Origin of the sequence: Mycobacterium mantenii, assembly GCF_001667865.1 — a bacterium.
GTDB classification, from domain to species: Bacteria; Actinomycetota; Actinomycetes; order Mycobacteriales; family Mycobacteriaceae; genus Mycobacterium; species Mycobacterium mantenii_A.
Genome location: NZ_LZJP01000054.1, coordinates 37,874 through 61,065, shown reverse-complemented (window position 1 = coordinate 61,065; position 23,192 = coordinate 37,874). Strand labels below are relative to the sequence as shown.

The following is a 23,192-nucleotide window of genomic DNA, read 5'->3' as shown; positions in this document are numbered from 1 at the left end:
CGGGGTTGATGGCAGCCGAATTCGGGTATCACCTGGCGAGTGCATCGAATTGGATGCCGGCTTGTGGGGGAAGTGATCGGCGATGGTCGGTTGGCTGGACGAGCTGCAGCGACGAAATCGAATCGTCGGCGTGATCGTCGGCGTCGTGTACAAATTCAATGACGATCAGGGTGGCTACCTCGCCGCCCTGATCACCTATTACGGGCTGGTGTCGCTGTTTCCGTTGCTGCTGCTGCTGACCACCGGCCTGGGGGTGGTGCTGGCGGGCCGGCCCGATCTGCAAGCACAGGTGCTGCACAGCACGTTGAGCCAGTTCCCCGTGCTCGGCGCCCAGCTGCACCATCCCGAGGGGCTCAGCGGGGGCACGGTGGGCGTGGTCGTGGGTCTGCTCGGCGCGCTCTACGGCGGTCTGGGCGTGGGACAGGCGCTGCAGAACGCGATGGACACGGTGTGGGCGGTGCCGAAGCACAAGCGCCCCAACCCGATCCGATCCCGCCTGCGCAGCCTCATGTTGTTGTTGGTGCTCGGTTCGGCCGCCATCGCGGCCACCGTCTTGGCCGCGGCGGGCCACGCTACCGGGGCGCTGGGCGTTTTCAGCAAGATCGGCCTGGTGCTCGTCGCGGTCGCGATCAACGCGTTGATCTGCCTGGTGGCCTTTCGCGTGACGACCGCGCGGGCATTGACGTATCGGCAGGTGCTGCCGGGAGCGGTTGCCGCAGCGCTCATTTGGCAGATGCTGCAGTGGTTCGGCGCCGGCTATGTCGCGCACACGGTCAAGAGGGCCAGCGCCACCAACAGTGTGTTCGCCCTGGTGTTGGGGGCGTTGGCGTTTCTGTTCCTCGCGTCGGTGGCGCTGGTGATCTGCGCCGAGGTCAATGTCGTTCTGGTGGAGCGGCTCTACCCGCGCGCGTTGCTGGGCGCGTTCAGCGACGACGCCGATCTGACGTTGGCGGATCGGCGGACCTACACCAAGAAGGTCAAGGCCGAACGTGTCAAAGCCTTCGAACGGGTCCATGTGCATTTCGATGACGTCAAGCGCATGCCCGCGAAAGCCGTTGGGCGCCTGGCGATATTTCATGATTTCCGCCGCCCTCGGACGCCTTGAAAGGGGCTTGTTCCCGGCTTCAGGCGTGGCCGTGGGCCCCGGCGCAATAGTCTGCAGTCATGAGTCTGGTCACCTATGAGCTGCAAGACCACGTTGCCACCATCACCCTGAACCGTCCCGAGGCGCGCAACGCCATCAACGGCGCCCTTCGCCAGGACCTCAACGCTGCGTGGGATCGCTTCCGCGACGACCTGGACGCGTGGGTCGGGATCCTGACGGCCAACGGCAGCGTCTTCTGTGCCGGCGGCGACCTCAAGGACGGCGAAGGCTCGGTCGGCACCTTCGGCGGCACCTTCTGGGAGAAACCGACAATCAACTCGTTCGAATCCGGCATGGAATTGTTCAAGCCGACCATCGCCGCCGTGCACGGTCCCTGCATCGGCTACGGGGTGACCGGGGTGCTGTTCTGCGACTTCGTCATAGCCAGCACCGAGGCCACGTTCTGCTTCCCCGAGGTATCGATCGGGGTGCCCACCATCGTCGGAGCCATCCGGCTCCCACATCGGGTCGGCTGGGCCAACGCCATGGAGTTGCTGTTGACCGGAAAACCCATGAGCGCCGAGCGGGCCAAGGAAATCGGTCTGGTCTGGAAGCTGGTCGAGCCCGACCAACTGCAGGCCGAAGCCCAGGCCTGGGCCCGGACCCTCACCGAGGCCGCGCCCCTGGCCCAGCGGGCGACCAAGGAGGTCGCATGGCGGACCGCCGACATGGGCTGGATCGAATCCGTGCGCTTCGGCGAGACCATGCGCAAGGTGGCCGGCGCGACCGAAGACGTCGCCGAGGGTCTGCGGGCCTGGGCCGAGAAGCGCAAACCGCAGTGGCGCGGCCGCTGACTGGCCGGGTGCCGCGTCCGAACGGTCCACGAATGGTGGCGCGGGGGCGGCGCGATGGCCTTGACTGGCGGGATGGGTGAGCGATTGCGCGCTGAGCTGGGTCGTGCGCTCGCCGGGGGCGGCCGCGGCGCCGACCACGCCGAGATCGCCCTCGGCGACGGGCCGATGAGTCAGCGGCTCGAGTCGTCGATCCGCGCGCTGGCCGAGCATCGTGGCCCGAAAAGCAGCATCTGCCCGTCGGACGCCGCCCGCGCGGTGGGCGGCGACGGTTGGCGCGAGTTGCTGGACGAGGCCCGGGCGGCCGCACGGCGACTGGCCCGATCGGGTGACGTGCAGATCACCCAGCGTGGCAGCGTCGTCGACCCCGACGGCGACTGGTCCGGCCCCATTCGTATCCGCACCACCCGATCGTGAGCGTAAGGCGTTGCGCTGCAACTGCATTCGCTTGGCCCACGCGGGGCTTGTCGCCGTAGGACCAACCGCCGACACCGCCCTGACCGGCGATATGACAGGATTTCTGCCATGAGTGCACGCAGACTTGCTCGGTTGGTTGGTATCTCGCTGGTGGCGGCGTGGGCGCTGCTGAGTGCACCCATGGGGAACCCGACCGCCGCAGCCGATCCCTGCTCGGATGTCTCGGTGGTTTTCGCCCGGGGCACCCACCAGGAGCCCGGTCTGGGCAACATCGGACAGGCGTTCGTCGACTCGCTCACCTCGCAACTCGGGGGCAAGTCCGTCGACGTCTACGCGGTCAACTACCCCGCCAACGACGACTATCACAACAGCGCCAATGCCGGTGCCAACGACGCGAGCGCACACATCCAGGACGTCGTGGCCAACTGCCCGAACTCGAGGATCGTGCTCGGCGGCTACTCCCAGGGCTCGACGGTGATCGACCTGGCCACCAACGCGATGCCGCCGTCGGTGGCGGACCACGTCGCCGCCGTCGCCCTCTTCGGCGAGCCCACCAGTCAGTTCTCCAGCATGCTGTGGGGCGGCCAACCGCTACCCACGATCAATGCGGCCTACGGCTCCAAGGTCACCAGCCTGTGCGCGCCCGACGATCCGATCTGCTCCGGCGGCGGCAACATCATGGCGCACGTTTCCTACATCGACGCCGGGATGACCGCCCAGGCTGCGACGTTTGCGGCCAACAAGGTCAACCAGGCCGCGCCGCGCACCTGAGCCGCGTCAGTCGGTAGCCCGCTCGTCTTGCTGTTGCCGCTTCACGTTTGCGTTGCCCGGCGGCGATCCGCGCCCGGCTTCTGTGGGCGATAGTCTGGCCCACATGGCCATCGAGTCCACCATGCTCGCCCTCGGTACCGTCGCGCCGGACTTCTCGCTGCCCGAACCGGCCACCGGCCGCACGCTCAGCCGCGACGACCTGACGGGCCCGGCGCTGGTCGTCACCTTCATCTGCAATCACTGCCCGTACGTCAAGCACGTCGCCGACGGGCTTGCCACGCTGGGTCGTGACCTCGCCGGGCAAGGCGTTGCGATGGTGGGCATTTCGAGCAATGACGTGGTCACTTACCCGCAGGACGGTCCCGATCAGATGGTCGCGGAGGCCCGCAGCCACGGTTGGACGTTCCCCTACCTCTACGACGAAACCCAGGACGTTGCCCGCGCGTTCTCGGCCGCCTGCACGCCGGACACCTTCGTTTTCGACGGCGAGCGTCGACTGGTCTATCGCGGCCAGCTCGACGATTCCCGGCCCAAGAACGGCCGACCGGTCACCGGCGCGGATGTCCGCGCCGCGGTTGACGCGGTACTGGCCGGTCGACCGGTCGATCCCGACCAGCGTCCGTCCATCGGATGCGGAATCAAATGGCGCTGAGGCGCGGTTAACAGCATCGATATCGGGTAGCTGGGCTTCCACTACCGCGACCGGAAGGACGCTATGCGAGGAGCAGTCATCTACGGCGCCGGCGATGTCCGATTCGAAGACCTGCCGGAACCCGAGATCGTCGCCCCCACCGACGCGGTCGTCCGCGTCGCCGCCACCTGTGTGTGCGGTTCGGATCTATGGCAGTACCGCGGCCTCACCCCGGTGCCCGAGCCCACGCCCTTCGGTCACGAATACTGCGGGGTCGTCGAGGCCGTGGGTAGCGACGTCAGCTCGGTCAAGGCGGGCCAGTTCGTCATCGGGCCCTTCTTCGCTTCCGATAACACCTGCCCGAACTGCCGCAACGGCGTTCAAACATCGTGCCTGCACGGTCAGTTGATGAGTGGCTGTCAGGCGGAATACGTGCGGGTGCCGGTGGCCGACGGCAGTTTGGTCGCACTCCCCGATCAGCCCGACAAGGAATCGCTTCCCGACCTACTGACCCTGTCGGACGTGATGGGCACCGGGTGGTTCGCCGCCGAGGCCGCCGGGGTCGTTCCCGGCATGACCGTGGCCGTGGTGGGTGACGGCGCGGTGGGGTTGTGTGCGGTGCTGGCCGCGCGCGAAAAGGGCGCCGAACGGATCATCGCCATGAGCCGCCACGCGCCTCGGCAGAAGCTGGCGCGCGAGTTCGGTGCCACCGACATCGTCACCGAACGCGGCGACGACGGTGTCGCGGCGATCAAGGACATGACCGACGGTATCGGCGCCGATGCCGTTCTGGAATGCGTTGGAACGGGGCAAGCCATGCAACAAGCGATCGATTCCGCCCGCCCGGGCGCCTTCGTCGGATTCGTCGGCGTGCCCCACGACGTCAGCATCAACGGCGAGGAACTCTTCGCCAAACAAGTCGGGCTGCGCGGCGGACCCGCCCCGGTCCGGCAATTCCTGCCGTCCCTGATCGCGTTGGTGCTCGACGGACGGATCAACCCCGGCAAGGTGTTCGACCTGAGCCTGCCCCTCGAGCAGGTCGCCGAGGGCTACCGGGCCATGGACGAGCGCCGCGCCATCAAGACCTTCCTGCGGCCCTAGGTGAGGTCGGTCACTGAGCCGTCCGGCCCGGACGGTCGCCGCATTCGTTTCGGCTAACGTCGACCGTATGTCCAAAGTCTCCGGTAATGACCTGATCGACGACGTCACCCCTGGCGACATCATCGCCGTGGACCGCGGCTCGGGTGAACAGCCCTACAAAGTCGTCTTCAAGGACGCCAGCGACTCGGGGTATCTCATCACGTTCGAGGCCGACGGCGGTGAGACCTTCCAGCTCGATCTGGCGGCCGGCACCAGGGTGAAACGCTCGCTCGAGGCGAAGTGGGAGTCTGCGCAGAGTCCCACGCCGAACTCAGAGAGCTAACGGGCATATTCGCGGTCGCGCTCATCGCTGTGGCCGGTGCCGCTGGTGATGAAGATGGTCGGGGCGACCGGCTAGCACGTCGAAACCGCCCACCGCACTTCCTGATTACGTTTGCTCGGTAGTGGGCATAGCCAAAGGCATGGTCGATGATGCCGCGCAGGCGCCGCAGGAGAATCCGGAAAAGGACCGGTCGCAGTGGGTGACCGGCGACGAACCCATGACCGGTCCGCAGCGCAGCTACTTGAACACGCTGGCGCAAGAAGCAGGCGAAGAGATCCCGGACAATCTCACCAAGGCCCAGGCCTCCAGCCTGATCGACGAGCTACAACAACGGACCGGCCGGGGCGGCTCGTGACCATCGGTGCCTGCTGGGGCAGAATCGTTTACGGCCCGACGGCGACTCGGTCACCGACGCGGATGACGCCCTTGGTCACCACCGCAAGGTAGGCGCCCGCGCACGGCTGTGCGCCGTGACCGCCTGTGTCCAAACGATTTTCGGCTGCGGGTATGCGGAGCGCCTGCGGCGCTCGCGGCAGCGGTCCGTGCTCCAGGGTCGGAACCACGCAGCGCGAAGTGGCCGTGAGGACCCGCAGCCGTACCTCACCGATGACGATTTCGCCGCCCACCCAATCGTTTTCGGCATACGGTGGGTAGTCCGCCGGCGTCGTGATCACCAGATTCGGCCGGTAGCGCAGGGCCTCGACACCGATGTGCTCGAGGGTGGCCGTGGTGATCGCGTGCAACGGAGCCTCGTCGGTGAACGACTCGCCCGGGGTGGCCGCCGCGATCCGCAGAATGCGGCCACCGACCTCTGCGTCGAGGCCGAGTTCGAGCAGTTGCTCCGGATCGGGACGCACGAGTGTCGCGCCGTCGGGGCGCCGGGTGACCAGCCGGACCCGCCGCCCCGTCAGCCGGGAGATCAGCTCGTCGACACCGGGATCGTCGGCGGCCACGTCGGTTCCATCGGGCAGGCTGATCCGCACACCCTGGGCATCGGCATGCGCGGTGCACGTCAGCAGGCCACGCCATAGCCGGGGGTTCTTGGCGCTGGCGACGTGCCCGGTTTCGCCGTCCACGAGCGCCAGCCGCCGGTCGCCCTCGGCGCCGCGCTCGTCGACCGGCAGGCGATCGAGTGTTTCGCCGAGCATCGATTTCACCGGGTAGCGAAGCAGCGCCTGAACCCGCATCGGCACGGCGTCAGAAGTCTGGGCGGTCGAGTTGTCCATGAGGCGCCTTCACTGAAGTATTACCGCACACTGTGCCCGAAATCGCTTGGTGTGACCAGTGATCAGCTGGGCGCCGCGGTCACGATGACCGACTGATCGCTGGTCTGCCAGGCCGTCATGAACGTGGCGAAGCCGACCTGTTCGTCCGCGTGGTCGATGCCGGGGTCGTTGAGATGCACGGTCGCTTTGCCGGTGTCGATGCCCGTCACGACCAGGAAATGGTCGGCCTTGGTGCGCTGGTCATCGGCGTTCAGGATGACCGAGGAGTTGACGAAGGCGATGATCTTGCGATCCTTCGCCAGGTGGTGCTCGAGGGCGGGCAACCCGTTCTCATCCCGGTCGGATGCGGAGGTCATCTCCGATTTGATGCCGAAGTGGTCGAGCAGGATGACCAGATCGGACATCGAGATCCCGCTATCGGGGCCGGAGTGGCTCGGGTCGTTGCGTGGCGCGTATATCGGACCGGGATTGGCCCCCGACGGCGTCGACTCCGCAAGGTCCAGCATCTGCCGTTCGGTCGGTGCGTGTCCGGTGATCTCGCCCACCACGTCGGCGATCGACACGAGTCCGCAATTGTCCTCGAGCGATTGCGCGGCCCAATACCTGGCCGCGGCGGCGGGGTCGCCGTACACGCCGGGCGCGGTTGGTGTCGCGGGGCCGGCCCCACGCGCGGGCGACGGATTAGTCTGCGCCGCAACAATTGTGGTCAACGAGGTGGTAGCGGCCGTCGTTGCCGATGGCGCCGAACCGCAGGCCGCGACCAATGGCGCGCCGGCCAGGCCGATGCATGCGGCAGCCACGGCGACGCGGGCTTCGGGAGACGGCCGCAACTTGAGCATGAGCGAGGAACATCCCGTCGACGGTCCAATGGCCAGCAAACGGTAGCACCCACAGTTCCCCGCCGCCTCCGAAACAATCCGCGAACCCTTGCGTCGCGCGCATCCGTCGACGAACGCGCAGCACCTCGGCCCGGATCAGCTTGGCAGCAGCCGCTTTTTCTGCTCTTCGAATTCCTGCTGCGTCAAGATTCCCGCGTCGCGCAGCGACGCCAGTTCGCGCAGTTCGGCGGCGATGCTCGTGATCGGTCCCCCTGCCGGAACCTGCGGCGCTGCCGGGTCGGTCGTCGGCTCCTTGGGTGCCTCGCGCGTCGCCTTCTCGATCTCGCCGCCCCGGGCCCGCTCGCGGCCCAAAGCGCCGCCCGTGCCGGCCATGGCGCGCCCGGCCATGCTTGCCACGGCCATCTGGCCGAACAAACTCCCCGCGCCGCTGGGAGCGGCCGCGGCCGCGGCCTCCGCCGCTGCGCCGGCGGTGGTGGTCGGGAGAACCAGGGCGGCGGGGCGAATTGCGGGGGCGGCCGCCGCCCACCCCGGCGGAACCGACAGGCTGCCGACAGTGTTCGCCTGACCCAGTCCCGCCGACGCCAACGTTCCGAATCCGCCGGCCGGGTTCGTGATGACCGGGAATGGCGATGGCGGCACGGCGCCGGTGCCCGGCCAGGACTGCACCCCGGCCCAACCGCTGACGATGTCGTCGGTGTGGAACCCGGTCAGCGCACCGGCGATGTCGAAGGGGAGGGCAAGCGCGGCCGACGGTGAGTCGACGCCGAGGCCGGCGACGGCGGCCGGCGCGTCAAGGAACACCGTGATGAGATCGGCCTCGAGGTTCAGCAGGTCCGTCGCCGAGGTCGGGGTGGCGGCACTTGGCGCCAGCGAGGCGCTGTTGAGCAGGTTGGGTACGGCGGAGAACGATTGCTGGGTCACGGCATTGCGTGCGGTCCCGGCGGCGGTCCCGGTGGCCTGGGTCACCGCTTGGGACTGCGCGACATCGGAGTTGGTCGTCGGGTCGGGTTGGGCGAATGGTGTCAACCGCGTCGCCGACGCCGTAGCACCCGCGTAGCCGAACATGGCCGCGGTGTCGCGCGCCCACATCTCGGCATACTCCGTCTCGGTGGTGGCGATCGCCGGCGTGTTCTGCCCGAGGATGTTGGTCGCGACCAGGTTCGCCAGCAGGACGCGGTTGGCCGTGACCACCGGGGGAGGCACCGTCTCGGCGAACGCCGTCTCGTAGGCGAAGGCCGCGGCCCTGGCCTTGGTGGCGGCTTCTTCGGCCTGGGCGCCGGTGGTCCTCATCCACTCCAGGTAGGGGGTGATCGCTGCGACCATGGACTCCGCCGACGGGCCAACCCACGGACCGGAGGTCAGGGCCGTGATCTCGGCTTGGTACGAGTTCGCCGTCGATTGCAGCGCGGCGGCCAATTCGTCCCAGGCCATCGCGGCGGCGAGCATCGGTCCCGACCCTGGACCGGCGTACATCCGCGCGGAGTTAACCTCCGGCGGTAGTACTGCGAAGTCCATGTCGCTTCCTTCCGATCAATCTCATGGCCGCTGGCGCATCGACTGGCCCCGATGCGCGTCGTATGTGGATAGCCACCCGAGCAGCAAACAAATCGCTTTCCCTCCGCTGCCAACGGCACCCCGAACCAACACGGCCGAATGAGACCGTTCCCGGCGTTAGCGGACCGGCCTCATAGGTTTGCAGGTTCCCCCACGTTAACGATTACAGCGAAATTGTTGCCTTAGGTTATCGCAAGGTTACCTGCACATGACGCCGAGACCTCACAAGGGTTGGGCTCGGTTTGCGCAAATCACTCTCAGCCGCGCTTCAGCGGGACGTGGAACCGCTTCCCGGCCGGTGTTTGCAGGTCAGGCGGCCGATAACACCCGTGGTCAACGAGCCGGCGCGCGCCCGGCGGGTCTGGCGGCGTCGATTCTGCTTGGATTTGTGGCGTCCCCGCGAGTGAGGTTTGTTGATGAAAATTGTGCTGGCCGCCTACGGCAGCCGAGGCGACGTCGAGCCCTGCGTCGCCGTCGCACGTGAGCTGCACCGCCGAGCACACGACGTCGTCGTCGCGGTGCCGCCCGACAAGCTTGCTGTGGCCGAGTCCGCGGGAGTCGCGGCGGTCGCTTACGGACCCGACAGCCGCGAGCAGATCACCATGGCGACCAGCTTCGTCCGCAACGTGCAGAACCCGGTGAGTGCGTTGCCGCAACTCATCGAGCGGGTCACCACGGTGTGGACCGGAAAGAGCGAAACGCTGGCTTCGCTGGCGGAGGGTGCCGATCTGCTGGTAGCCGGGATGAACGAGCAGCGGCTCGCCGCCAACGTCGCCGAGCGCTTGGGCATACCGCTGGCCGCGCTGCACTTCTTTCCCGCCGGCGTCCTGGAACTCGGACGGCTGCAGTCAGACGTCACCAGCGCGGCCGAAAGGGCGCAGCGCCGGGCGCTCGGTCTGCCCGACAACGCCGGGTCGTCGACGCAACCCGCGCTCGAGATCCAGGCCTACGACGAGCTGTGCGCACCCGACCTGGCACAGCAATGGGGCGAGTCGGGGTACCGACGGCCCTTCGTCGGTTCCCTGACCCTGGGAACGCCGACCGATGCCGACGACGAGGTGCTGTCCTGGATGGCCGAGGGGACGCCGCCCATCTACTTCGGATTCGGCAGTACGCCCGTCACCTCCCCCGCCGAGACCGTCGCCGTGATCAGCGCGGCCTGCGCGCAGATTGGCGAGCGGGCGTTGATTTGCAGCGGCCCAAACGATTTCACCCACATTCCGCCGGTCGACCACGTGAAGATCGTGGAGGCGGTGAATCACGCCGCCGTCTTTCCGGCCTGCCGTGCGATCGTGCACCACGGCGGTGCCGGAACCACCGCTGCGGGCATGCGGGCCGGCGTGCCCATGTTGATTCTCTGGCTCTGGCTCGATCAGCCGATCTGGGCCGAGGCCGTCAGCAGACTGGAAGTCGGCGCGGGGCGGGCGTTCTCGGCCTCCACGCTGGACTCGCTGGTTGCGGACCTGCGCTCGGTGCGCTCTGCGCACCACCTGAGCAGAGCCCGGGAGGTCGCCACCCGGATGACCACGTCCAGCGAAAGCGTCGCCGCGGCGGCCGATCTTCTCGAGGGCGCCGCCCGGCCGGTGTAGCCGGTTCCGCCCGTTCAGCTCTGCGGTGGTGCAAAGCCGGCCGGTCGTGTAGAAGGTTCTGGTGCAGGATCCGCCGAATCGGTCGTTCGACCCGTCGATGCTGCGCGAGGCGATGATCAGGCGGATGTATCGCCGATTGTCGGCCGAGGGCCACATCAGGGTGCCGGCGGTGCCGGGCCTGATCGACGAGTACGTCCAGCTGTGCAACAACGTCTGCGCCACCCTGGGCGTCTGGTGTCCCCCCGAACAGTCCGCACAGCTGCGGGCCGCGCTGCAAGCCGAGCTGGCGAAAGCCTTCAAGGCCTCCCCCCGTTCCGACGTCCTCATCTCGTATCAGGCTCCATTCGGGACCGACGTGAATTTCCGCGTCCAAGCCGATTGGCGCACGATCGAGGCCGACTACGACCAGTGGATGGCCGTCCGCCCGCCACCGCTGTTCGGCACCGAACCGGACGCGCGCGTGCTGGCGCTGGCCGCCGGGGCGACCGACCCGACGACCTATCGAGTGCTGGACGTCGGCGCCGGAACCGGACGCAACGCGCTGGCGCTGGCCCGGCGCGGCTATCTGGTCGATGCGGTCGAGATGACCGCGAAGTTCGCCGAGGTGATCGAGGCCGAAGCCGCTCGTGAATCGTTGCGCGTGAACGTCATTCAGAGCGATGTCTTCACGGCGATGGAGGGGGTGCGCGATAAGTACCAGCTGATGGTGCTCTCGGAGGTGGTGTCCGACTTCCGCACGCCGCACGAGTTGCGTGGCATGTTCGAACTCGCCACGGATTGTCTGGCCCCAGGCGGGCGCCTGGTGTTCAACACCTTCCTGGCGCGCAACGGCTACGTTCCCGACGACGTCGCGGTGCAACTCAGTCAGCAGTTCAACAGCATGATCTTCACGCGCGACGAGTTGACCGCGGCCGCGGCCGGCCTGCCTCTCGAGCCGATCGCCGACGATTCCGCCTACGAATACGAGAAGGCGCAATTACCTTCGGACGCCTGGCCGCCCACGGGCTGGTTCGAGGGTTGGGCCGGCGGCCTCGACGTGTTCGACGTCGAACGTGACGACTCGCCAATCGAGTTGCGCTGGCTCGTCTTTCAAAAGGTGGGTTGAATTCGGCGCCGGTCTACCCGGTGAGATCGCGAGTGGCCGGGCCCTCCAGCAGGGTCCCGTCGGGTGCGAACCGCGACCCGTGCAGCGGACACTCCCACGCCTGGTCGGCGTCGTTCCAGTTCACGATTCCGCCCAGATGCGGGCACACCGGTGAGACGCGGTGCTCGGTCCCGTCGACGCGGCAGCGGGCCTCCAGATGCCACGGCGGGCCGCTCACTACGCCGCCTTCGCCGTCGACGGGGCTGCGCCGGTGGGTACGCAGCGCCGGGGTGATCCAGCCCCTCGTGAGGTTGAAGCCGACCTCGAGGTTGGCCTGCAGGGCCGTCGTCAGGCCCGTAAGCTCGTGTGGACTCCAGCTGGCGAACGCCCGGGCCCAGTCCATCCGGCCCCCCAGGATGCGGCTCGAGAGCGCCAACGCCGCTGCCGGACCGTTGGTCATCCCCCACTTATTGAAACCCGTTGCGACAAGGATACTTTCGGTGTTCGGCAGGATGGGTCCCACGTAGGGCAGATGGTCGATTGGCGTGTAGTCCTGCGCCGACCAGAAGTGGGTCTGCACGGCACCCGGGTAGTGCTTGCGCGTCCACGTCGACAGCTCGTCCAGCGCCTCGGATGGACTCTTCTCACGGCCCACGGTGTGGCCGGCCCCGCCCACGATCAGCCGCTCGCCGTCCGCGACCGGCGCGTACCGCACCGAACGGGTCGGCGAATCGGTGGAGATCATCATCGGCCGGGTGATGTTGCCCGGAACCTTGAAGGCCAGGCAGTAGGACCGGCTCGGCTTCACCCGCGCGAAATAGCCGCCGCGATCCAGGATCGGGATCCCGGTGGCAAGGACCAGTTGGCCGGCCTGAAGTTCGACATCCTGTTGGGCGGCGTCGTTGACATGCACGCGCACCTGCTTGCCGCGCCAGGAGACCCGCCGCACCCGGGTGTGCTCGACGAGCCGTCCGCCGCGGCCCAGCAGCTCGACCGCCAGCGAGTCGAGGAACGGCATCGGGTCGAACTGCGCCTGTTCGGCCAGCCGGACGCCGCCGTGATACGCAAACGGCACGTCGGCATCGTCGGCCCACGTCGCCGGCAGGCCGACCGCCTGGCATGCCGCGAGCTCGGCGCGCGCCGACGGGACTCCCCGCACCGACTGCGCGTAGGTGTAGGCATCCTCGCGCTGCACCGCCACACCGTTGGCCTCACAGTGGCCCAGCACCCACTCCTGACCTTCGCGGTTGCCGTCGACGTACGCCCGCGCCAGATCCCTCCCGTGCCGCGGCAGCACCTTGGAGAGCTGGCTGCCCTGCAGCAGGCTGATTTTGGCGGTGGTATTTCCGGTAGCGCACGCCCCCACCGTGCGCGCCTCCAGCACCAGCACGTCCTTGCCGGCGCGGGCCAGCAGCACGGCCGTCATCAGCCCGGTGATGCCGGCGCCCACGACGATGACATCGGCGGACCCCGAGCCTTGGTCAAGCGGGCTTGCCGCCCAAGGCTGTTCGGTTCGTTCGGTCATCCATAAAGAAGTCACGGCTGAGCTGATACCCCGGCCCGGCCCGGAGAAACGCATCGGCGAACTCACGCCCGCTTCAGCCGCGCCTTCGCTTCCTTCAGGACGTCCGCGGCGTCCCGGGCGGCTTGCTGCGCCTTGTCGTAGTCCTTGCCGGCGCCGCTCAGCTCCCGCTCGGCCGCCCGCAGCGCCCGTGCCGCGTCGTCACGCCGGCGCCGGGCGGCATCCCGTTGAGCGTGCCGCTGCACTAACGCGTCGTCGGCTTCGGCCTTGGCGCGTTCGGCGGCGGCGACGGCCGCGCCGAGTGTTTCTCGTCGTCGGTCCCGTGCCTTTTCTTTCGCCGGCTGCGCCGCGGGCGGTTTCCGCGCCGGTGTGCCCTGCCGCTTCGCCGGCGCGCTGGGGGCATCCACCGATTCCGGCACCTCATCGCCGAAGGCGCCGAAACCCGACCACTGCTCGGGCCGGGTCAACCTACCCAGCCGCGCGCTGATCTTCGGGTCGGCGACGGCAGCCTGCAGCGTGCTGGTCAGATCCTCGCGCACGCTGGCCGACGGTTGCGTCAGGTCGGCCTCCTGCAGCGCCTTACGGGTGAGTTCGTCGATGAGCTTGTGCTGCTCGGCCGACAGGTCTCGGATGCGTCCGCCATCCATCGCCGCGTGCGCGGCGCGCAACCGCTCACCGAGATCCGCCAGCCGCTGCCGGGTGTCCGCGTGCCGGAGCGCCAGCCGGTTGACTATCCAGGCTGCCGTCGTGGGTTTGTTGGCGGCGGAAATCCGTTTCGCGGCTGCGGTATCGCCGCGCTGCTTGGCCGCGGCGGCCAATCCGGTGCGTTCGGCGGTGAACTCCTTCGGCGGCACCTCATAGAGGCGGTCGAGTTCCTCATCGGCCATGAAGCCATGATCTCTCGTGGGCCGCCGGTGGCGGCCCGGGTGACGCCCGCCGGTTTAGAAACCGCACGTCGCGGGATACCTCATCTACAACATCGACATCTACAACATCGACTTCGCCGGCCAGAACTTCCCGCCTGCGAGAAACAGAAAGCAGGGATTCGGCAGCTCCATGACGTCCAAGACCAGCGATCAGTTCGTCGGCCGGGTCCTGCGCCGGCCTCGCCTACTCTTGCTTGCGGTGTTCGTGGTCGTCGCCGCGGTGGGCGCTATTTACGTCGCGTCGGGCCCGCACTGCCCGGATGGCCGTTGCAGTCACGACACTTCGTCCGCGAAAACCGCTGGGCCCGCCCAAATCACGATCACTCCCGGCCCGGACACGCGTGACGTCGACCCGGTCGCCCCGGTCACCGTCAAGGCCGACAACGGCACCCTGACGGGCGTCGACATGGTCAACGAGAGCGGTAAGTCGATCGAGGGCGTCATGACGCCGGACAACACGGTGTGGAAGCCGACGGTCCCGCTGGGTTACGGGCGCACCTACACTTTGACGGTCACCAGCAGTGGCGTCAGTGGCGTTGCGGCCAAGCAGGTTTCGTCGTTCTCCACGCTGAAGCCGTCCAACCAGACCAAGGTGTCGTTCACCACCACGTCGGAGGCCTCGTTGCGCGACGGCGGCACCTACGGCGTCGGCACGGTGATCGTGGCGCACTTCGACGAGAAGATCGCCGATCGGGCCGCCGCCGAGCGGCAGCTGTCGGTGACCACCAACCCGAAAGTCGAGGGTTCCTGGTACTGGGTCGATGACCAGAATGCGCATTGGCGGCCCGAACGCTACTACGCGCCGGGCACAACCGTCACCGCCGAGGCAAAGATCTACGGAATCGCTTTGGGCGACGGCCTATTCGGGCAAGACGACACCAAGGTATCCTTCCGAGTCGGCGACGCACACGTCTCGATCGCCGACGACGCCACTCACCAAGTCAGCGTCTTCAGCAACGGACAGCTGCAGCGCACGATGCCCACCAGCATGGGCATGGGCGGCACCGAGGACGTCGGCGGCAAGACCATCTCGCTATGGACGCCTTCGGGGGTCTACACCGTCCTCGACAAGGGCAATCCGGTGATCATGGACTCCTCGACCTTCGGGCTGCCCAAGAACTCCAGGCTCGGCTATCGGGAGACCATCAACTGGGCCACCAAGATCAGCTCGGACGGCATCTATCTGCACGAGCTCGACGCGACGGTGTGGGCCCAGGGTCACCGCGACACGTCGCACGGCTGCTTGAACCTCAACGCCGACAACGCGAAATGGTTCTTCGGCTTCTCGGTTCCGGGCGACGTGGTCGAGGTCCGCAACAGCGGCGGACCGCCGCTGACGCTGGCCCAAAACGGTGACTGGACGCTGCCCTGGGACCAGTGGCGCAAGGGCAGCGCGCTCAAGCCCACCTGAGGTGGTGATCCAGCTCATTTGTCACCCGCAGTTGTGCCCCACTTCACAATAAAGTCTTGACTCGTTCCAATTAAGTGCGTCATATTGGTTGGCGTGTCATCGACGGTCGATTACGCGGGCAGGTTGCGGATGGCCGATCTGCGGGTGACCCGGCCCAGGGTCGCCGTGCTGGAAGTCGTGGACGCCAACCCGCACGCCGACACCGAGACAATCTTCTCGGCGGTGCGGGTGGGCCTGCCCGAAGTTTCTCGCCAGGCCGTGTACGACGTGCTCAACGCGCTGAGCACCGTCGGTCTGGTGCGGCGCATCCAGCCCCTGGGCATGGTCGCGCGCTACGAATCGCGCGTCGGCGACAACCATCACCACGTCGTCTGCCGGTCCTGCGGGATCATCGCCGACATCGACTGCGCCGTCGGCGATGCCCCCTGCCTCACGCCCTCGGACGACGACAACGTTCTTGATGGCTTCGTTCTCGACGAGGCCGAAGTCATCTACTGGGGCCTGTGCGCCGATTGCTCGACGGCAGGTTCCTAGATCACAGCCCGTGATCGCAACCTGATTCACCCACCCTCGAAAGGAATGCTGTGTCATCTGATACATCCGCCAGCCGCCCTCCCCAGCCTGACGCCGGGTCGGCTAGCACAAGCGAAAGCGAAAACCCAGCAATCCCTTCACCGCAGCCGAAGTCGGATGCTCCACGGACCAACCAGGACTGGTGGCCCAACCAGGTCGATGTGTCCAGGCTGCACCCGCATGTCGCCCAGTCCAACCCGCTCGGCGAGGACTTCGACTACGCCGAAGAGTTCGCCAAGCTCGATGTCGACGCGCTGAAGGCGGACATGGTCAAATTGCTGACCACCTCGCAGGACTGGTGGCCCGCCGACTACGGCCACTACGGAGGCCTGTTCATCCGGATGAGCTGGCACGCCGCCGGCACCTACCGCATCTATGACGGCCGCGGCGGTGGCGGCCAGGGCATGCAGCGCTTCGCCCCGCTCAACAGCTGGCCCGACAACGCCAGCCTGGACAAGGCACGCCGGCTGCTGTGGCCGCTGAAGAAGAAGTACGGCAGCAAGATCTCCTGGGCGGACCTGCTGCTCTTCGCCGGAAACACGGCCCTGGAATCGATGGGATTCAAAACCTTCGGCTTCGCGTTCGGCCGCGAAGACGTCTGGGAGCCGGAGGAGATCCTCTTCGGTGAAGAAGAGGAATGGTTGGGCACCGACAAGCGCTACTCGGGCAAACGCGACCTTGCGCAGCCCTACGGCGCCACCACCATGGGTCTGATCTACGTGAATCCCGAAGGCCCCGAAGGCAAGCCGGACCCGATCGCGGCCGCGATCGACATCCGGGAGACGTTCGGCCGGATGGCGATGAACGACGAAGAGACCGCCGCGCTCATCGTCGGTGGCCACAGCTTCGGCAAGACCCACGGCGCCGGCGACGCCGACCTCGTCGGTCCCGAGCCGGAGGCCGCCCCGATCGAGCAGCAGGGGCTGGGCTGGAAGAGCTCCTTCGGGAGCGGTGTGGGCAAGGACGCCATCACCAGCGGCCTGGAGGTCGTCTGGACGCCGACGCCCACCAAGTGGGACAACTCCTTCCTGGAGACGCTGTACGGCTACGAGTGGGAGCTGACCAAGAGCCCCGCCGGGGCCTGGCAGTTCACCGCCAAGGACGGCGCCGGCGCGGGAACCATCCCCGATCCGTTCGGCGGCCCGGGGCGCGCCCCGACGATGCTGGTCACCGACATCTCGTTGCGGGAAAGCCCGATCTACCGCGACATCACCCGGCGCTGGCTCGACCACCCCGAGGAGCTGACCGAGGCCTTCGCCAAGGCGTGGTACAAGCTGCTGCACCGCGACATGGGACCGGTCACCCGTTTCCTGGGACCCTGGATCCCCGAGCCGCAGCTGTGGCAAGACCCGGTCCCGGCCGTCGACCACCAGCTCGTCGACGACAAGGACGTCGCGACCCTGAAGGACAAGGTGCTCGCGTCCGGTCTCTCCGTCCCCCAGCTGGTCAAGACCGCCTGGTCGGCCGCGATCAGCTACCGCAACACCGACAAGCGGGGCGGCCCGAACGGCGGGCGGCTTCGCCTCCAGCCGCAACGGAGCTGGGAGGTCAACGAGCCCTCCGAGCTGGACAAGGTGCTGCCGGTGCTCGAGCAGATCCAGCAGGACTTCAACGCCTCGGCCTCCGGCGGCAAGAAGATCTCGATCGCCGACCTGATCGTGCTGGCCGGTTCGGCGGCGGTCGAGAAGGCGGCCAAGGATGCCGGCTACGAGATCTCGGTGCACTTCGCCCCCGGGCGCACCGACGCCTCGCAGGAGAACACGGACGTGGAGTCCGCCGCGGTGCTCGAACCGCGGGCCGACGGGTTCCGCAACTACGCGCGGCCGGGTGAGAAGGCGCCGCTCGAGCAGCTGCTGATGGACCGGGCCTACCTACTGGGTGTGACGGGTCCGGAGCTGACGGTCCTGGTCGGCGGAATGCGTGCCCTGGGCGCCAACCACGGCGGCAGCAAGCACGGCGTATTCACCGACCGGCCGGGCGCGTTGACGAACGACTTCTTCGTCAACCTGCTCGACATGGGCACCGAGTGGAAGGCGTCGGAGACCGCGGAGAACGTCTACGAAGGGCACGACCGGGCCTCCGGCGCGCTCAAGTGGACCGCGACCCCGAATGACCTTGTCTTCGGCTCGAACTCTGTGCTGCGCGCATTGGCCGAGGTCTACGCCCAGGACGACGCCCAGGGCAAGTTCGTGGAGGACTTCGTCGCCGCGTGGGTGAAGGTCATGAACAACGATCGGTTCGACCTCAAGTAAGACCGGTCCACGAGAAAACGGCACCCCGCGAGCGGATGGCTCGCGGGGTGCCGTTCTTTCGCGACTCCGCCCGACATCTCCCGACACGTAAACCACGCACCCGACACGCCGCGATCCGTCGCCCTGGTTTACGTCTCGGCGTATCGAAGGGGTGCCGGGTGGTTCAGCGATTGAGGTCCCACTGCCCGAAGTCGGCAGCCAGCACATCGTCGACATCGACATTGATGCCGCCCAGCAGCGGCCCCGGATTTCCCGGGCTGTTGACGATCGTTTGGAAGAGCACCGCCGCGGGCTCGCGATCGCCGTGCGACCACGACCTGGTCTGCCACACCCACTGGTGTCCGGCGCTGGTGGACGGTCCGATGACGCCGTCTCTGATCGCCCACCCGCACACCTGGGCGTCTCCATAGATGCCGGTGCGGCCCACGCCCAGCACCGAGTTGATTCCCCGGAACCATTGGACCGCAGGGCCATTCCAGGTGCCGGCGTCGATGTCGTCGTCGACGCTGAAGAAAATCGGGGCCGAGTTCGGGCCGCCCGCCGCGGAGTGCAGCTGCATGGCCGTATGGGCGTCGGCCACGCCGCCGTCATACCCGCGGGTGAGATCCGACGGGTCGGGCCAGCCGGGCTTGCCGTACTGGAAGTTGCTGACGATGTGCAGCCCCGCCGTGCGGAGCGCATCGGCGTAATCCCGGGTCAGCGGTTTGGCTTCGAAGTTGGCGCCCGGCCGCGACTGCGACACGTAGTTCACCACGCCGTCGTAGCCGGCCGCCTTGATCTCGTCCGGTGCGATCCTGCGCTCGGCGAAATCGATCAGCTTCATGCCGGCGGCCGACGCCCGCGGGCTCCCGCGCAGCGCGCCCAGGCTCAACAGCGCCGGCGTCAGTGCATAGGTGCCGGCGTATTTGAGGAGGTCGCGCCTCGAGGGCGACCGCCGATCGCGGCGCCCATCCGGTCTGGCCGAATCCCGCACCGCGCGATGGTAACAAAAGCCCGGGCTTTCGTTTGGCGGATCTTCGCCGGTCAGCGCCGATCGGCTCCGGCCTCGCGCATTGAGCACCGACCGGTCGGAAAGATGGCCGCCACCGACCAGTGGCATGATCTTTGGGTGCCGGACATCCTGGGGGCCGCCTACCCGCGGTACGGCGGATTTGCGGCTCGTTGCGCTCGATTAGGTCGTCGAACTATAGTCTGGACACATGTCCAGTTTGCTGTCACGGAGTTCGGGAGCCCGTTGACCGCGATGGATTCGGCGCCATTCCGCGGTCATTTTCCAGCAAAGAAGAGTTGAGTATGCGAATTGCCCTGCTGTCCTACCGTAGTAAGACCCATTGCGGCGGACAGGGCGTCTACGTGCGCCATCTCAGCCACGGTCTGGTGGAACTCGGTCACGAGGTCGAGGTGTTTTCCGGACAGCCGTATCCCGACCTACTCGATCCGCGGGTCCGGCTCACCGAAGTGCCGAGCCTTGATCTTTATCGGGAGCCCGACCCTTTCCGCGTTCCGCGGCCGAGCGAAATTCGCGACTCCATTGACTTTTTGGAATTGCTCACCACCTGGACCGCGGGTTTCCCCGAACCGCGAACGTTCACGATGCGGGCCGCCCGGTTACTCGCCCAGCGGACAGCCGATTTCGATGTCGTCCACGACAACCAGAGCCTGGGCACCGGCCTGCTCGACATCGCCGGGGCTGGACTTCCCGTCGTGGCCACCGTCCACCACCCCATCACCCGCGACCGGGTGCTGGACCTGGCCGCCGCGCGATGGTGGCGAAAGCCGTTGGTGCGCCGCTGGTATGGGTTCTTGGACATGCAGCAAGAGGTCGCCCGCCACATCCCCGACCTGTTGACGGTCTCGTCGTCGTCGGCCTCGGACATCATCGCCGACTTCGGCGTCGCGCCGGAACAGCTGCACGTCGTGCCGCTGGGGGTGAACACCGAGCTGTTCAAGCCGGGATCCGGCCCCCGCGAGGCCGGCCGCATCATTGCGATCGCCAGCGCCGACACCCCGCTGAAGGGCGTCCGTACCCTGCTGCAGGCGGTCGCACGCCTGCGCACCGTGCGGGATCTCGAATTGCGGTTGGTCGCCAAGGTGGAGCCCAACGGCCCGACCCACAAACTCATCGCCGAACTCGGGATCTCCGACATCGTGCACATCACCAGCGGGCTGTCCGACGCCGAGCTGGCCGCCTTGTTCGCCTCCGCGGAGGTCGCCTGCATCCCGTCGCTCTACGAAGGGTTTTCGCTGCCCGCGGTGGAAGCCATGGCCAGCGGCACCCCGATCGTCGCCAGCCGGGTGGGCGCGCTGCCGGAAGTCCTTGGGACGGACGGTGCGTGCGCCGAACTGGTGCCGCCCGCCGACGTGGACGCCCTGACCCACGCACTCGGCGAGCTGCTGGACTCTCCGGAAAAGCGGCGCAGCCTCGGCAGGGCGGGACGAAGCCGTGCCGTCAACGTGTTCAGCTGGGAAGCCGTGGCCGCTCAAACCGTTCGGGTCTACGAGCGGGCGATCGCCCGCAACGCGCAGAGCGGAGCGTCATGCTGACGGTCGACTTCGACCGGCTCGGGATCGGGCCGTCGACCACGGTCATCGACGTGGGATGCGGAGCCGGCCGGCATGCATTCGAAGCGTATCGACGTGGCGCCGACGTCGTCGCCTTCGACCGCGACGAGGCCGAATTGCGTTCGGTGGACACCATCCTGCGCGCGATGGGCGAGACCGGCGAGGCGCCCGCCGGCGCGTCGGCGAAGGTGGTCGTCGGTGACGCGCTGAAGCTGCCCTACGCCGACCACACGTTCGACTGCGTGATCGCGTCGGAAATTCTGGAGCACATCCCCCACGACGATGCGGCGATCGCCGAGCTGATCCGGGTGCTCAAACCCGGTGGCACGCTGGCGGTCAGCGTCCCCCGCTGGCTGCCCGAGCAGGTCTGCTGGTTGCTGTCCGACGAATACCACAGCAACGAGGGTGGCCACGTACGCATCTACCGGGCCAGTGAATTGCGCGGCAAGATCCTCGACGGCGGGATGACTCTGACCCATACCCACCACGCCCACGCGCTGCACTCCCCCTTCTGGTGGCTCAAATGCGCTGTGGGCGTGCAGAACACCGACCACCGCGCGGTGACCGCCTACCACAAGCTCCTGGTGTGGGACCTGATGCAGCGACCGAAGATCACCCAGCTGGCGGAGTCGCTGCTCAATCCGCTGGTGGGCAAAAGCGTAGCGATGTACTTCGTCAAATCGCAGGAGGCGAAAAGCCGAGCAACTGAAGGATATTCAGTTGCATCGGTCTAACCCGCCAGCCATTCCGGGGGTCCTGACTCCCGAGCAATGCCGACAGACCGCGCTATCTATCGCCGCCACACAGGAACCCACGGGTGCCATCCCCTGGTTCGAGGGTGGGCACACCGATCCGTGGGATCACATCGAATGCGCGATGGCGCTCACCACCGCCGGGCTGCTGGAGCCCGCGCGGGCGGCCTTCGACTGGAGCCGGCGCACCCAGCGCCCCGATGGCTCCTGGCCCATTCAATTCCGGGCGGGTGTCATCGAAGACGCCAACAGCGACAGCAACTTCTGCGCCTACATCGGCGCCGGCGTGTGGCACCACGTCCTGGTCACCGGCGACCAATCGTTCGCGGCCGAGATGTGGCCGGTGGTACGCAAAGCGATTGACTTCGTCATCGACATGCAGGTCGGCTACGGCGAGATCGGTTGGGCGCGAAGCGAAGCCGGAGTATTGCCGGAAGCTCTGCTGACCGGGTGCTCGAGCATCTTTCACAGTATTCGCTGTGCCCTTGCGCTGGCCGCATTCGTCGGCGATCCGCAGCCGGAGTGGGAATTGGCGCTGGGCCGCCTGGGACACGCCATCGACGCGCATCCCGAGGCGTTCACCGAAAAAGACCGCTACTCGATGGACTGGTACTACCCGATCCTCGGCAGCGCTTTGCGGGGTCCGGCGGCGGCCGCGCGCATCAGGCAGCGCTGGGATGCCTTCGTGGTCGACGGCCTGGGCATCCGGTGTGTCGGGGATCGCCCGTGGGTGACCGGTGCCGAAACCTGCGAGCTGGTGATGGCGCTGGACGCCATCGGGCAGCGCTCCGATGCTCATCGGCAGTTCGCGGCGATGCAGCATCTCCGCGAGAACGACGGATCGTATTGGACGGGACTGGTTTTCGCGGACGGGAAGCGATGGCCCGAGGAGCGCACCACCTGGACGGGCGCGGCGGTGATCTTGGCGGCGGACGCCCTGTCGAACACCACGGCCGGTGCGGGAATCTTCCGCGGCGACGAGCTGCCGGTGGGTCTGCAGACCGACTTCGACTGCGAATGCGTGGTCACCGGCCCGGGCCGGTAGCCCGCATACCCGGCTAGACCTGCTCCCCGGGCTGGCCGCTGACGCGTTCGAGCAGCCGCAGTGAACCGGTGGCCGAAACCTCCCGGAACTGTCCGGAATCGATTGCGCGACAGTAGATGTGATACGGCGGCCGACCGCCGTCCTTCGGGTCGGGGAACACGTCGTGGATGACCAGCCCCCCACCGGGTGCGACCCACTTAACCCAGCCGTCGAAATCCTGGTTCGCGGCGGCTTCGCTGTGGCCGCCATCGATGAACAAGAATTGCAGCGGTGCGCGCCACGCCCGCGCCACCAGAGGTGACTTGCCGACGATCGCGACGACGTGTTCGTCCAACCGGGCGGTGTCGAGCGCACGACGAAACGTCGGCAGCGTATCGAACAGGCCCGTGACCTCATCCACCATCGACGCGTCGTGGTACTCCCACCCGGCCTGGTGTTCCTCGGAACCGTGATGGTGGTCGACCGTGTAGAGCACACTGTCGGTTTGCTGCGCCGCTGCGCCCAGCAACAGGGTGGATTTGCCGCAGTACGTGCCGATCTCGACGCCGATGCCCCCGCCGAGATACCGCAGCGCGGCGTCGTAGAGGGCGCGTCCCTCGTCGGCGGGCATGAAACCTTGTACCTGTTCGGCCAGCGCGAACAAGCGCTCGGGCGCACCCGCGCCGCCGTGACTCATCAGC

23 protein-coding genes are annotated in these 23,192 nt (G+C 67.4%); 16 read left to right on the top strand and 7 right to left on the bottom strand.

Annotated features, from left to right (window positions below; translation table 11 throughout):
• Window positions 1-82: 82 nt before the first annotated feature.
• The 8 genes from A5688_RS08890 to A5688_RS08855 all read left to right on the top strand — a co-directional run bounded on the left by A5688_RS08890 (window position 83) and on the right by A5688_RS08855 (window position 5,532).
• The gene (locus A5688_RS08890; RefSeq protein WP_067831642.1) at window positions 83-1,105 is read left to right on the top strand and encodes a YihY/virulence factor BrkB family protein; all 1,023 of its coding nucleotides are present in this window, start codon (window positions 83-85) and stop codon (window positions 1,103-1,105) included.
• Between the two features lie 59 nt (window positions 1,106-1,164).
• Window positions 1,165-1,938, top strand: coding sequence for an enoyl-CoA hydratase/isomerase family protein (locus A5688_RS08885; RefSeq protein WP_067831644.1), 774 nt, complete (start codon window positions 1,165-1,167; stop codon window positions 1,936-1,938).
• Between the two features lie 72 nt (window positions 1,939-2,010).
• Window positions 2,011-2,352: a DUF3253 domain-containing protein gene (locus tag A5688_RS08880; RefSeq protein WP_082951133.1), complete on the top strand. Its 342-nt coding sequence runs from the start codon at window positions 2,011-2,013 to the stop codon at window positions 2,350-2,352.
• Between the two features lie 108 nt (window positions 2,353-2,460).
• Window positions 2,461-3,123: a cutinase family protein gene (locus A5688_RS08875; protein WP_067831646.1), complete on the top strand. Its 663-nt coding sequence runs from the start codon at window positions 2,461-2,463 to the stop codon at window positions 3,121-3,123.
• Window positions 3,124-3,226: 103 nt separating this feature from the next.
• The gene (locus tag A5688_RS08870; protein ID WP_067911273.1) at window positions 3,227-3,775 is read left to right on the top strand and encodes a thioredoxin family protein; all 549 of its coding nucleotides are present in this window, start codon (window positions 3,227-3,229) and stop codon (window positions 3,773-3,775) included.
• A 63-nt stretch (window positions 3,776-3,838) separates the two neighbouring features.
• Window positions 3,839-4,855: a zinc-dependent alcohol dehydrogenase family protein gene (locus A5688_RS08865; protein ID WP_067911276.1), complete on the top strand. Its 1,017-nt coding sequence runs from the start codon at window positions 3,839-3,841 to the stop codon at window positions 4,853-4,855.
• Between the two features lie 67 nt (window positions 4,856-4,922).
• Window positions 4,923-5,177 (top strand): hypothetical protein, encoded by a 255-nt coding sequence (locus A5688_RS08860; protein ID WP_067831652.1) that lies wholly within the window; start codon window positions 4,923-4,925, stop codon window positions 5,175-5,177.
• Between the two features lie 139 nt (window positions 5,178-5,316).
• Window positions 5,317-5,532 (top strand): DUF3072 domain-containing protein, encoded by a 216-nt coding sequence (locus A5688_RS08855; protein WP_067831653.1) that lies wholly within the window; start codon window positions 5,317-5,319, stop codon window positions 5,530-5,532.
• Window positions 5,533-5,560: 28 nt separating this feature from the next.
• Here A5688_RS08855 and A5688_RS08850 read toward each other — a convergent pair whose 3' ends face one another.
• The 3 genes from A5688_RS08850 to A5688_RS08840 all read right to left on the bottom strand — a co-directional run bounded on the left by A5688_RS08850 (window position 5,561) and on the right by A5688_RS08840 (window position 8,757).
• Window positions 5,561-6,403, bottom strand: a complete 843-nt coding sequence (locus A5688_RS08850) for an MOSC domain-containing protein (RefSeq protein ID WP_068268128.1) — start codon at window positions 6,401-6,403, stop codon at window positions 5,561-5,563.
• Window positions 6,404-6,465: 62 nt separating this feature from the next.
• The gene (locus A5688_RS08845; RefSeq protein ID WP_067909101.1) at window positions 6,466-7,242 is read right to left on the bottom strand and encodes a C39 family peptidase; all 777 of its coding nucleotides are present in this window, start codon (window positions 7,240-7,242) and stop codon (window positions 6,466-6,468) included.
• Between the two features lie 135 nt (window positions 7,243-7,377).
• The gene (locus A5688_RS08840; RefSeq protein ID WP_067909104.1) at window positions 7,378-8,757 is read right to left on the bottom strand and encodes a PPE family protein, SVP subgroup; all 1,380 of its coding nucleotides are present in this window, start codon (window positions 8,755-8,757) and stop codon (window positions 7,378-7,380) included.
• A gap of 455 nt (window positions 8,758-9,212) precedes the next feature.
• Between A5688_RS08840 and A5688_RS08835 the strand changes: the two genes are divergently transcribed.
• Together A5688_RS08835 and A5688_RS08830 are read left to right on the top strand one after the other, a co-directional pair.
• Complete coding sequence (locus tag A5688_RS08835) at window positions 9,213-10,385, top strand: glycosyltransferase (RefSeq protein ID WP_067909107.1); 1,173 nt, start codon at window positions 9,213-9,215, stop codon at window positions 10,383-10,385.
• 61 nt (window positions 10,386-10,446) lie between these two features.
• Complete coding sequence (locus tag A5688_RS08830) at window positions 10,447-11,490, top strand: class I SAM-dependent methyltransferase (protein WP_067831670.1); 1,044 nt, start codon at window positions 10,447-10,449, stop codon at window positions 11,488-11,490.
• Window positions 11,491-11,503: 13 nt separating this feature from the next.
• Here the strand turns inward: A5688_RS08830 and A5688_RS08825 are convergent, their stop codons facing one another.
• Together A5688_RS08825 and A5688_RS08820 are read right to left on the bottom strand one after the other, a co-directional pair.
• A complete protein-coding gene (locus tag A5688_RS08825) occupies window positions 11,504-12,994 on the bottom strand; it encodes an FAD-dependent oxidoreductase (RefSeq protein WP_067831672.1) in 1,491 nt (496 codons plus the stop codon).
• 62 nt (window positions 12,995-13,056) lie between these two features.
• Window positions 13,057-13,878, bottom strand: coding sequence for a hypothetical protein (locus tag A5688_RS08820; RefSeq protein ID WP_067831674.1), 822 nt, complete (start codon window positions 13,876-13,878; stop codon window positions 13,057-13,059).
• 169 nt (window positions 13,879-14,047) lie between these two features.
• Here A5688_RS08820 and A5688_RS08815 point away from each other — a divergent pair, with 169 nt between their 5' ends.
• The 3 genes from A5688_RS08815 (at window position 14,048) to katG (ending at window position 18,153) form a co-directional block, all read left to right on the top strand.
• The gene (locus tag A5688_RS08815) at window positions 14,048-15,328 is read left to right on the top strand and encodes a L,D-transpeptidase (protein WP_067909110.1); all 1,281 of its coding nucleotides are present in this window, start codon (window positions 14,048-14,050) and stop codon (window positions 15,326-15,328) included.
• Between the two features lie 93 nt (window positions 15,329-15,421).
• A complete protein-coding gene (locus A5688_RS08810) occupies window positions 15,422-15,862 on the top strand; it encodes a Fur family transcriptional regulator (RefSeq protein ID WP_067831677.1) in 441 nt (146 codons plus the stop codon).
• Window positions 15,863-15,912: 50 nt separating this feature from the next.
• Window positions 15,913-18,153: a catalase/peroxidase HPI gene (gene katG, locus A5688_RS08805; protein ID WP_067909113.1), complete on the top strand. Its 2,241-nt coding sequence runs from the start codon at window positions 15,913-15,915 to the stop codon at window positions 18,151-18,153.
• Between the two features lie 163 nt (window positions 18,154-18,316).
• Here the strand turns inward: katG and A5688_RS08800 are convergent, their stop codons facing one another.
• Window positions 18,317-19,126 (bottom strand): DUF1906 domain-containing protein, encoded by an 810-nt coding sequence (locus A5688_RS08800; protein ID WP_067909128.1) that lies wholly within the window; start codon window positions 19,124-19,126, stop codon window positions 18,317-18,319.
• A 320-nt stretch (window positions 19,127-19,446) separates the two neighbouring features.
• Here A5688_RS08800 and A5688_RS08795 point away from each other — a divergent pair, with 320 nt between their 5' ends.
• From A5688_RS08795 to A5688_RS08785, 3 genes are read left to right on the top strand one after another with little or no spacing between them, the layout of a single operon-like run.
• Window positions 19,447-20,697, top strand: a complete 1,251-nt coding sequence (locus A5688_RS08795) for a glycosyltransferase family 4 protein (protein WP_067909116.1) — start codon at window positions 19,447-19,449, stop codon at window positions 20,695-20,697.
• Window positions 20,691-21,449: a class I SAM-dependent methyltransferase gene (locus A5688_RS08790; RefSeq protein ID WP_067909119.1), complete on the top strand. Its 759-nt coding sequence runs from the start codon at window positions 20,691-20,693 to the stop codon at window positions 21,447-21,449. Before A5688_RS08795 ends, A5688_RS08790 begins: the two co-directional genes overlap by 7 nt.
• Window positions 21,436-22,512, top strand: coding sequence for a prenyltransferase (locus tag A5688_RS08785; protein WP_067909122.1), 1,077 nt, complete (start codon window positions 21,436-21,438; stop codon window positions 22,510-22,512). Before A5688_RS08790 ends, A5688_RS08785 begins: the two co-directional genes overlap by 14 nt.
• Before the next feature lie 13 nt (window positions 22,513-22,525).
• On the opposite strand, the gene A5688_RS08780 is transcribed toward A5688_RS08785, so the two are convergent.
• Window positions 22,526-23,188: a class I SAM-dependent methyltransferase gene (locus tag A5688_RS08780; RefSeq protein WP_067831687.1), complete on the bottom strand. Its 663-nt coding sequence runs from the start codon at window positions 23,186-23,188 to the stop codon at window positions 22,526-22,528.
• Window positions 23,189-23,192 lie beyond the last annotated feature (4 nt).

Bases quoted from the DNA above. Each gene is read 5' to 3' on its own strand.
- A5688_RS08890 (WP_067831642.1), top strand. From the start codon at position 83: ATGGTCGGTTGGCTGGACGAGCTGCAGCGACGAAATCGAATCGTCGGC.
- A5688_RS08885 (WP_067831644.1), top strand. From the start codon at position 1,165: ATGAGTCTGGTCACCTATGAGCTGCAAGACCACGTTGCCACCATCACC.
- A5688_RS08880 (WP_082951133.1), top strand. From the start codon at position 2,011: ATGGGTGAGCGATTGCGCGCTGAGCTGGGTCGTGCGCTCGCCGGGGGC.
- A5688_RS08875 (WP_067831646.1), top strand. From the start codon at position 2,461: ATGAGTGCACGCAGACTTGCTCGGTTGGTTGGTATCTCGCTGGTGGCG.
- A5688_RS08870 (WP_067911273.1), top strand. From the start codon at position 3,227: ATGGCCATCGAGTCCACCATGCTCGCCCTCGGTACCGTCGCGCCGGAC.
- A5688_RS08865 (WP_067911276.1), top strand. From the start codon at position 3,839: ATGCGAGGAGCAGTCATCTACGGCGCCGGCGATGTCCGATTCGAAGAC.
- A5688_RS08860 (WP_067831652.1), top strand. From the start codon at position 4,923: ATGTCCAAAGTCTCCGGTAATGACCTGATCGACGACGTCACCCCTGGC.
- A5688_RS08855 (WP_067831653.1), top strand. From the start codon at position 5,317: ATGGTCGATGATGCCGCGCAGGCGCCGCAGGAGAATCCGGAAAAGGAC.
- A5688_RS08850 (WP_068268128.1), bottom strand. From the start codon at position 6,403: ATGGACAACTCGACCGCCCAGACTTCTGACGCCGTGCCGATGCGGGTT.
- A5688_RS08845 (WP_067909101.1), bottom strand. From the start codon at position 7,242: ATGCTCAAGTTGCGGCCGTCTCCCGAAGCCCGCGTCGCCGTGGCTGCC.
- A5688_RS08840 (WP_067909104.1), bottom strand. From the start codon at position 8,757: ATGGACTTCGCAGTACTACCGCCGGAGGTTAACTCCGCGCGGATGTAC.
- A5688_RS08835 (WP_067909107.1), top strand. From the start codon at position 9,213: ATGAAAATTGTGCTGGCCGCCTACGGCAGCCGAGGCGACGTCGAGCCC.
- A5688_RS08825 (WP_067831672.1), bottom strand. From the start codon at position 12,994: ATGACCGAACGAACCGAACAGCCTTGGGCGGCAAGCCCGCTTGACCAA.
- A5688_RS08820 (WP_067831674.1), bottom strand. From the start codon at position 13,878: ATGGCCGATGAGGAACTCGACCGCCTCTATGAGGTGCCGCCGAAGGAG.
- A5688_RS08815 (WP_067909110.1), top strand. From the start codon at position 14,048: ATGACGTCCAAGACCAGCGATCAGTTCGTCGGCCGGGTCCTGCGCCGG.
- A5688_RS08795 (WP_067909116.1), top strand. From the start codon at position 19,447: ATGCGAATTGCCCTGCTGTCCTACCGTAGTAAGACCCATTGCGGCGGA.
- A5688_RS08790 (WP_067909119.1), top strand. From the start codon at position 20,691: ATGCTGACGGTCGACTTCGACCGGCTCGGGATCGGGCCGTCGACCACG.
- A5688_RS08780 (WP_067831687.1), bottom strand. From the start codon at position 23,188: ATGAGTCACGGCGGCGCGGGTGCGCCCGAGCGCTTGTTCGCGCTGGCC.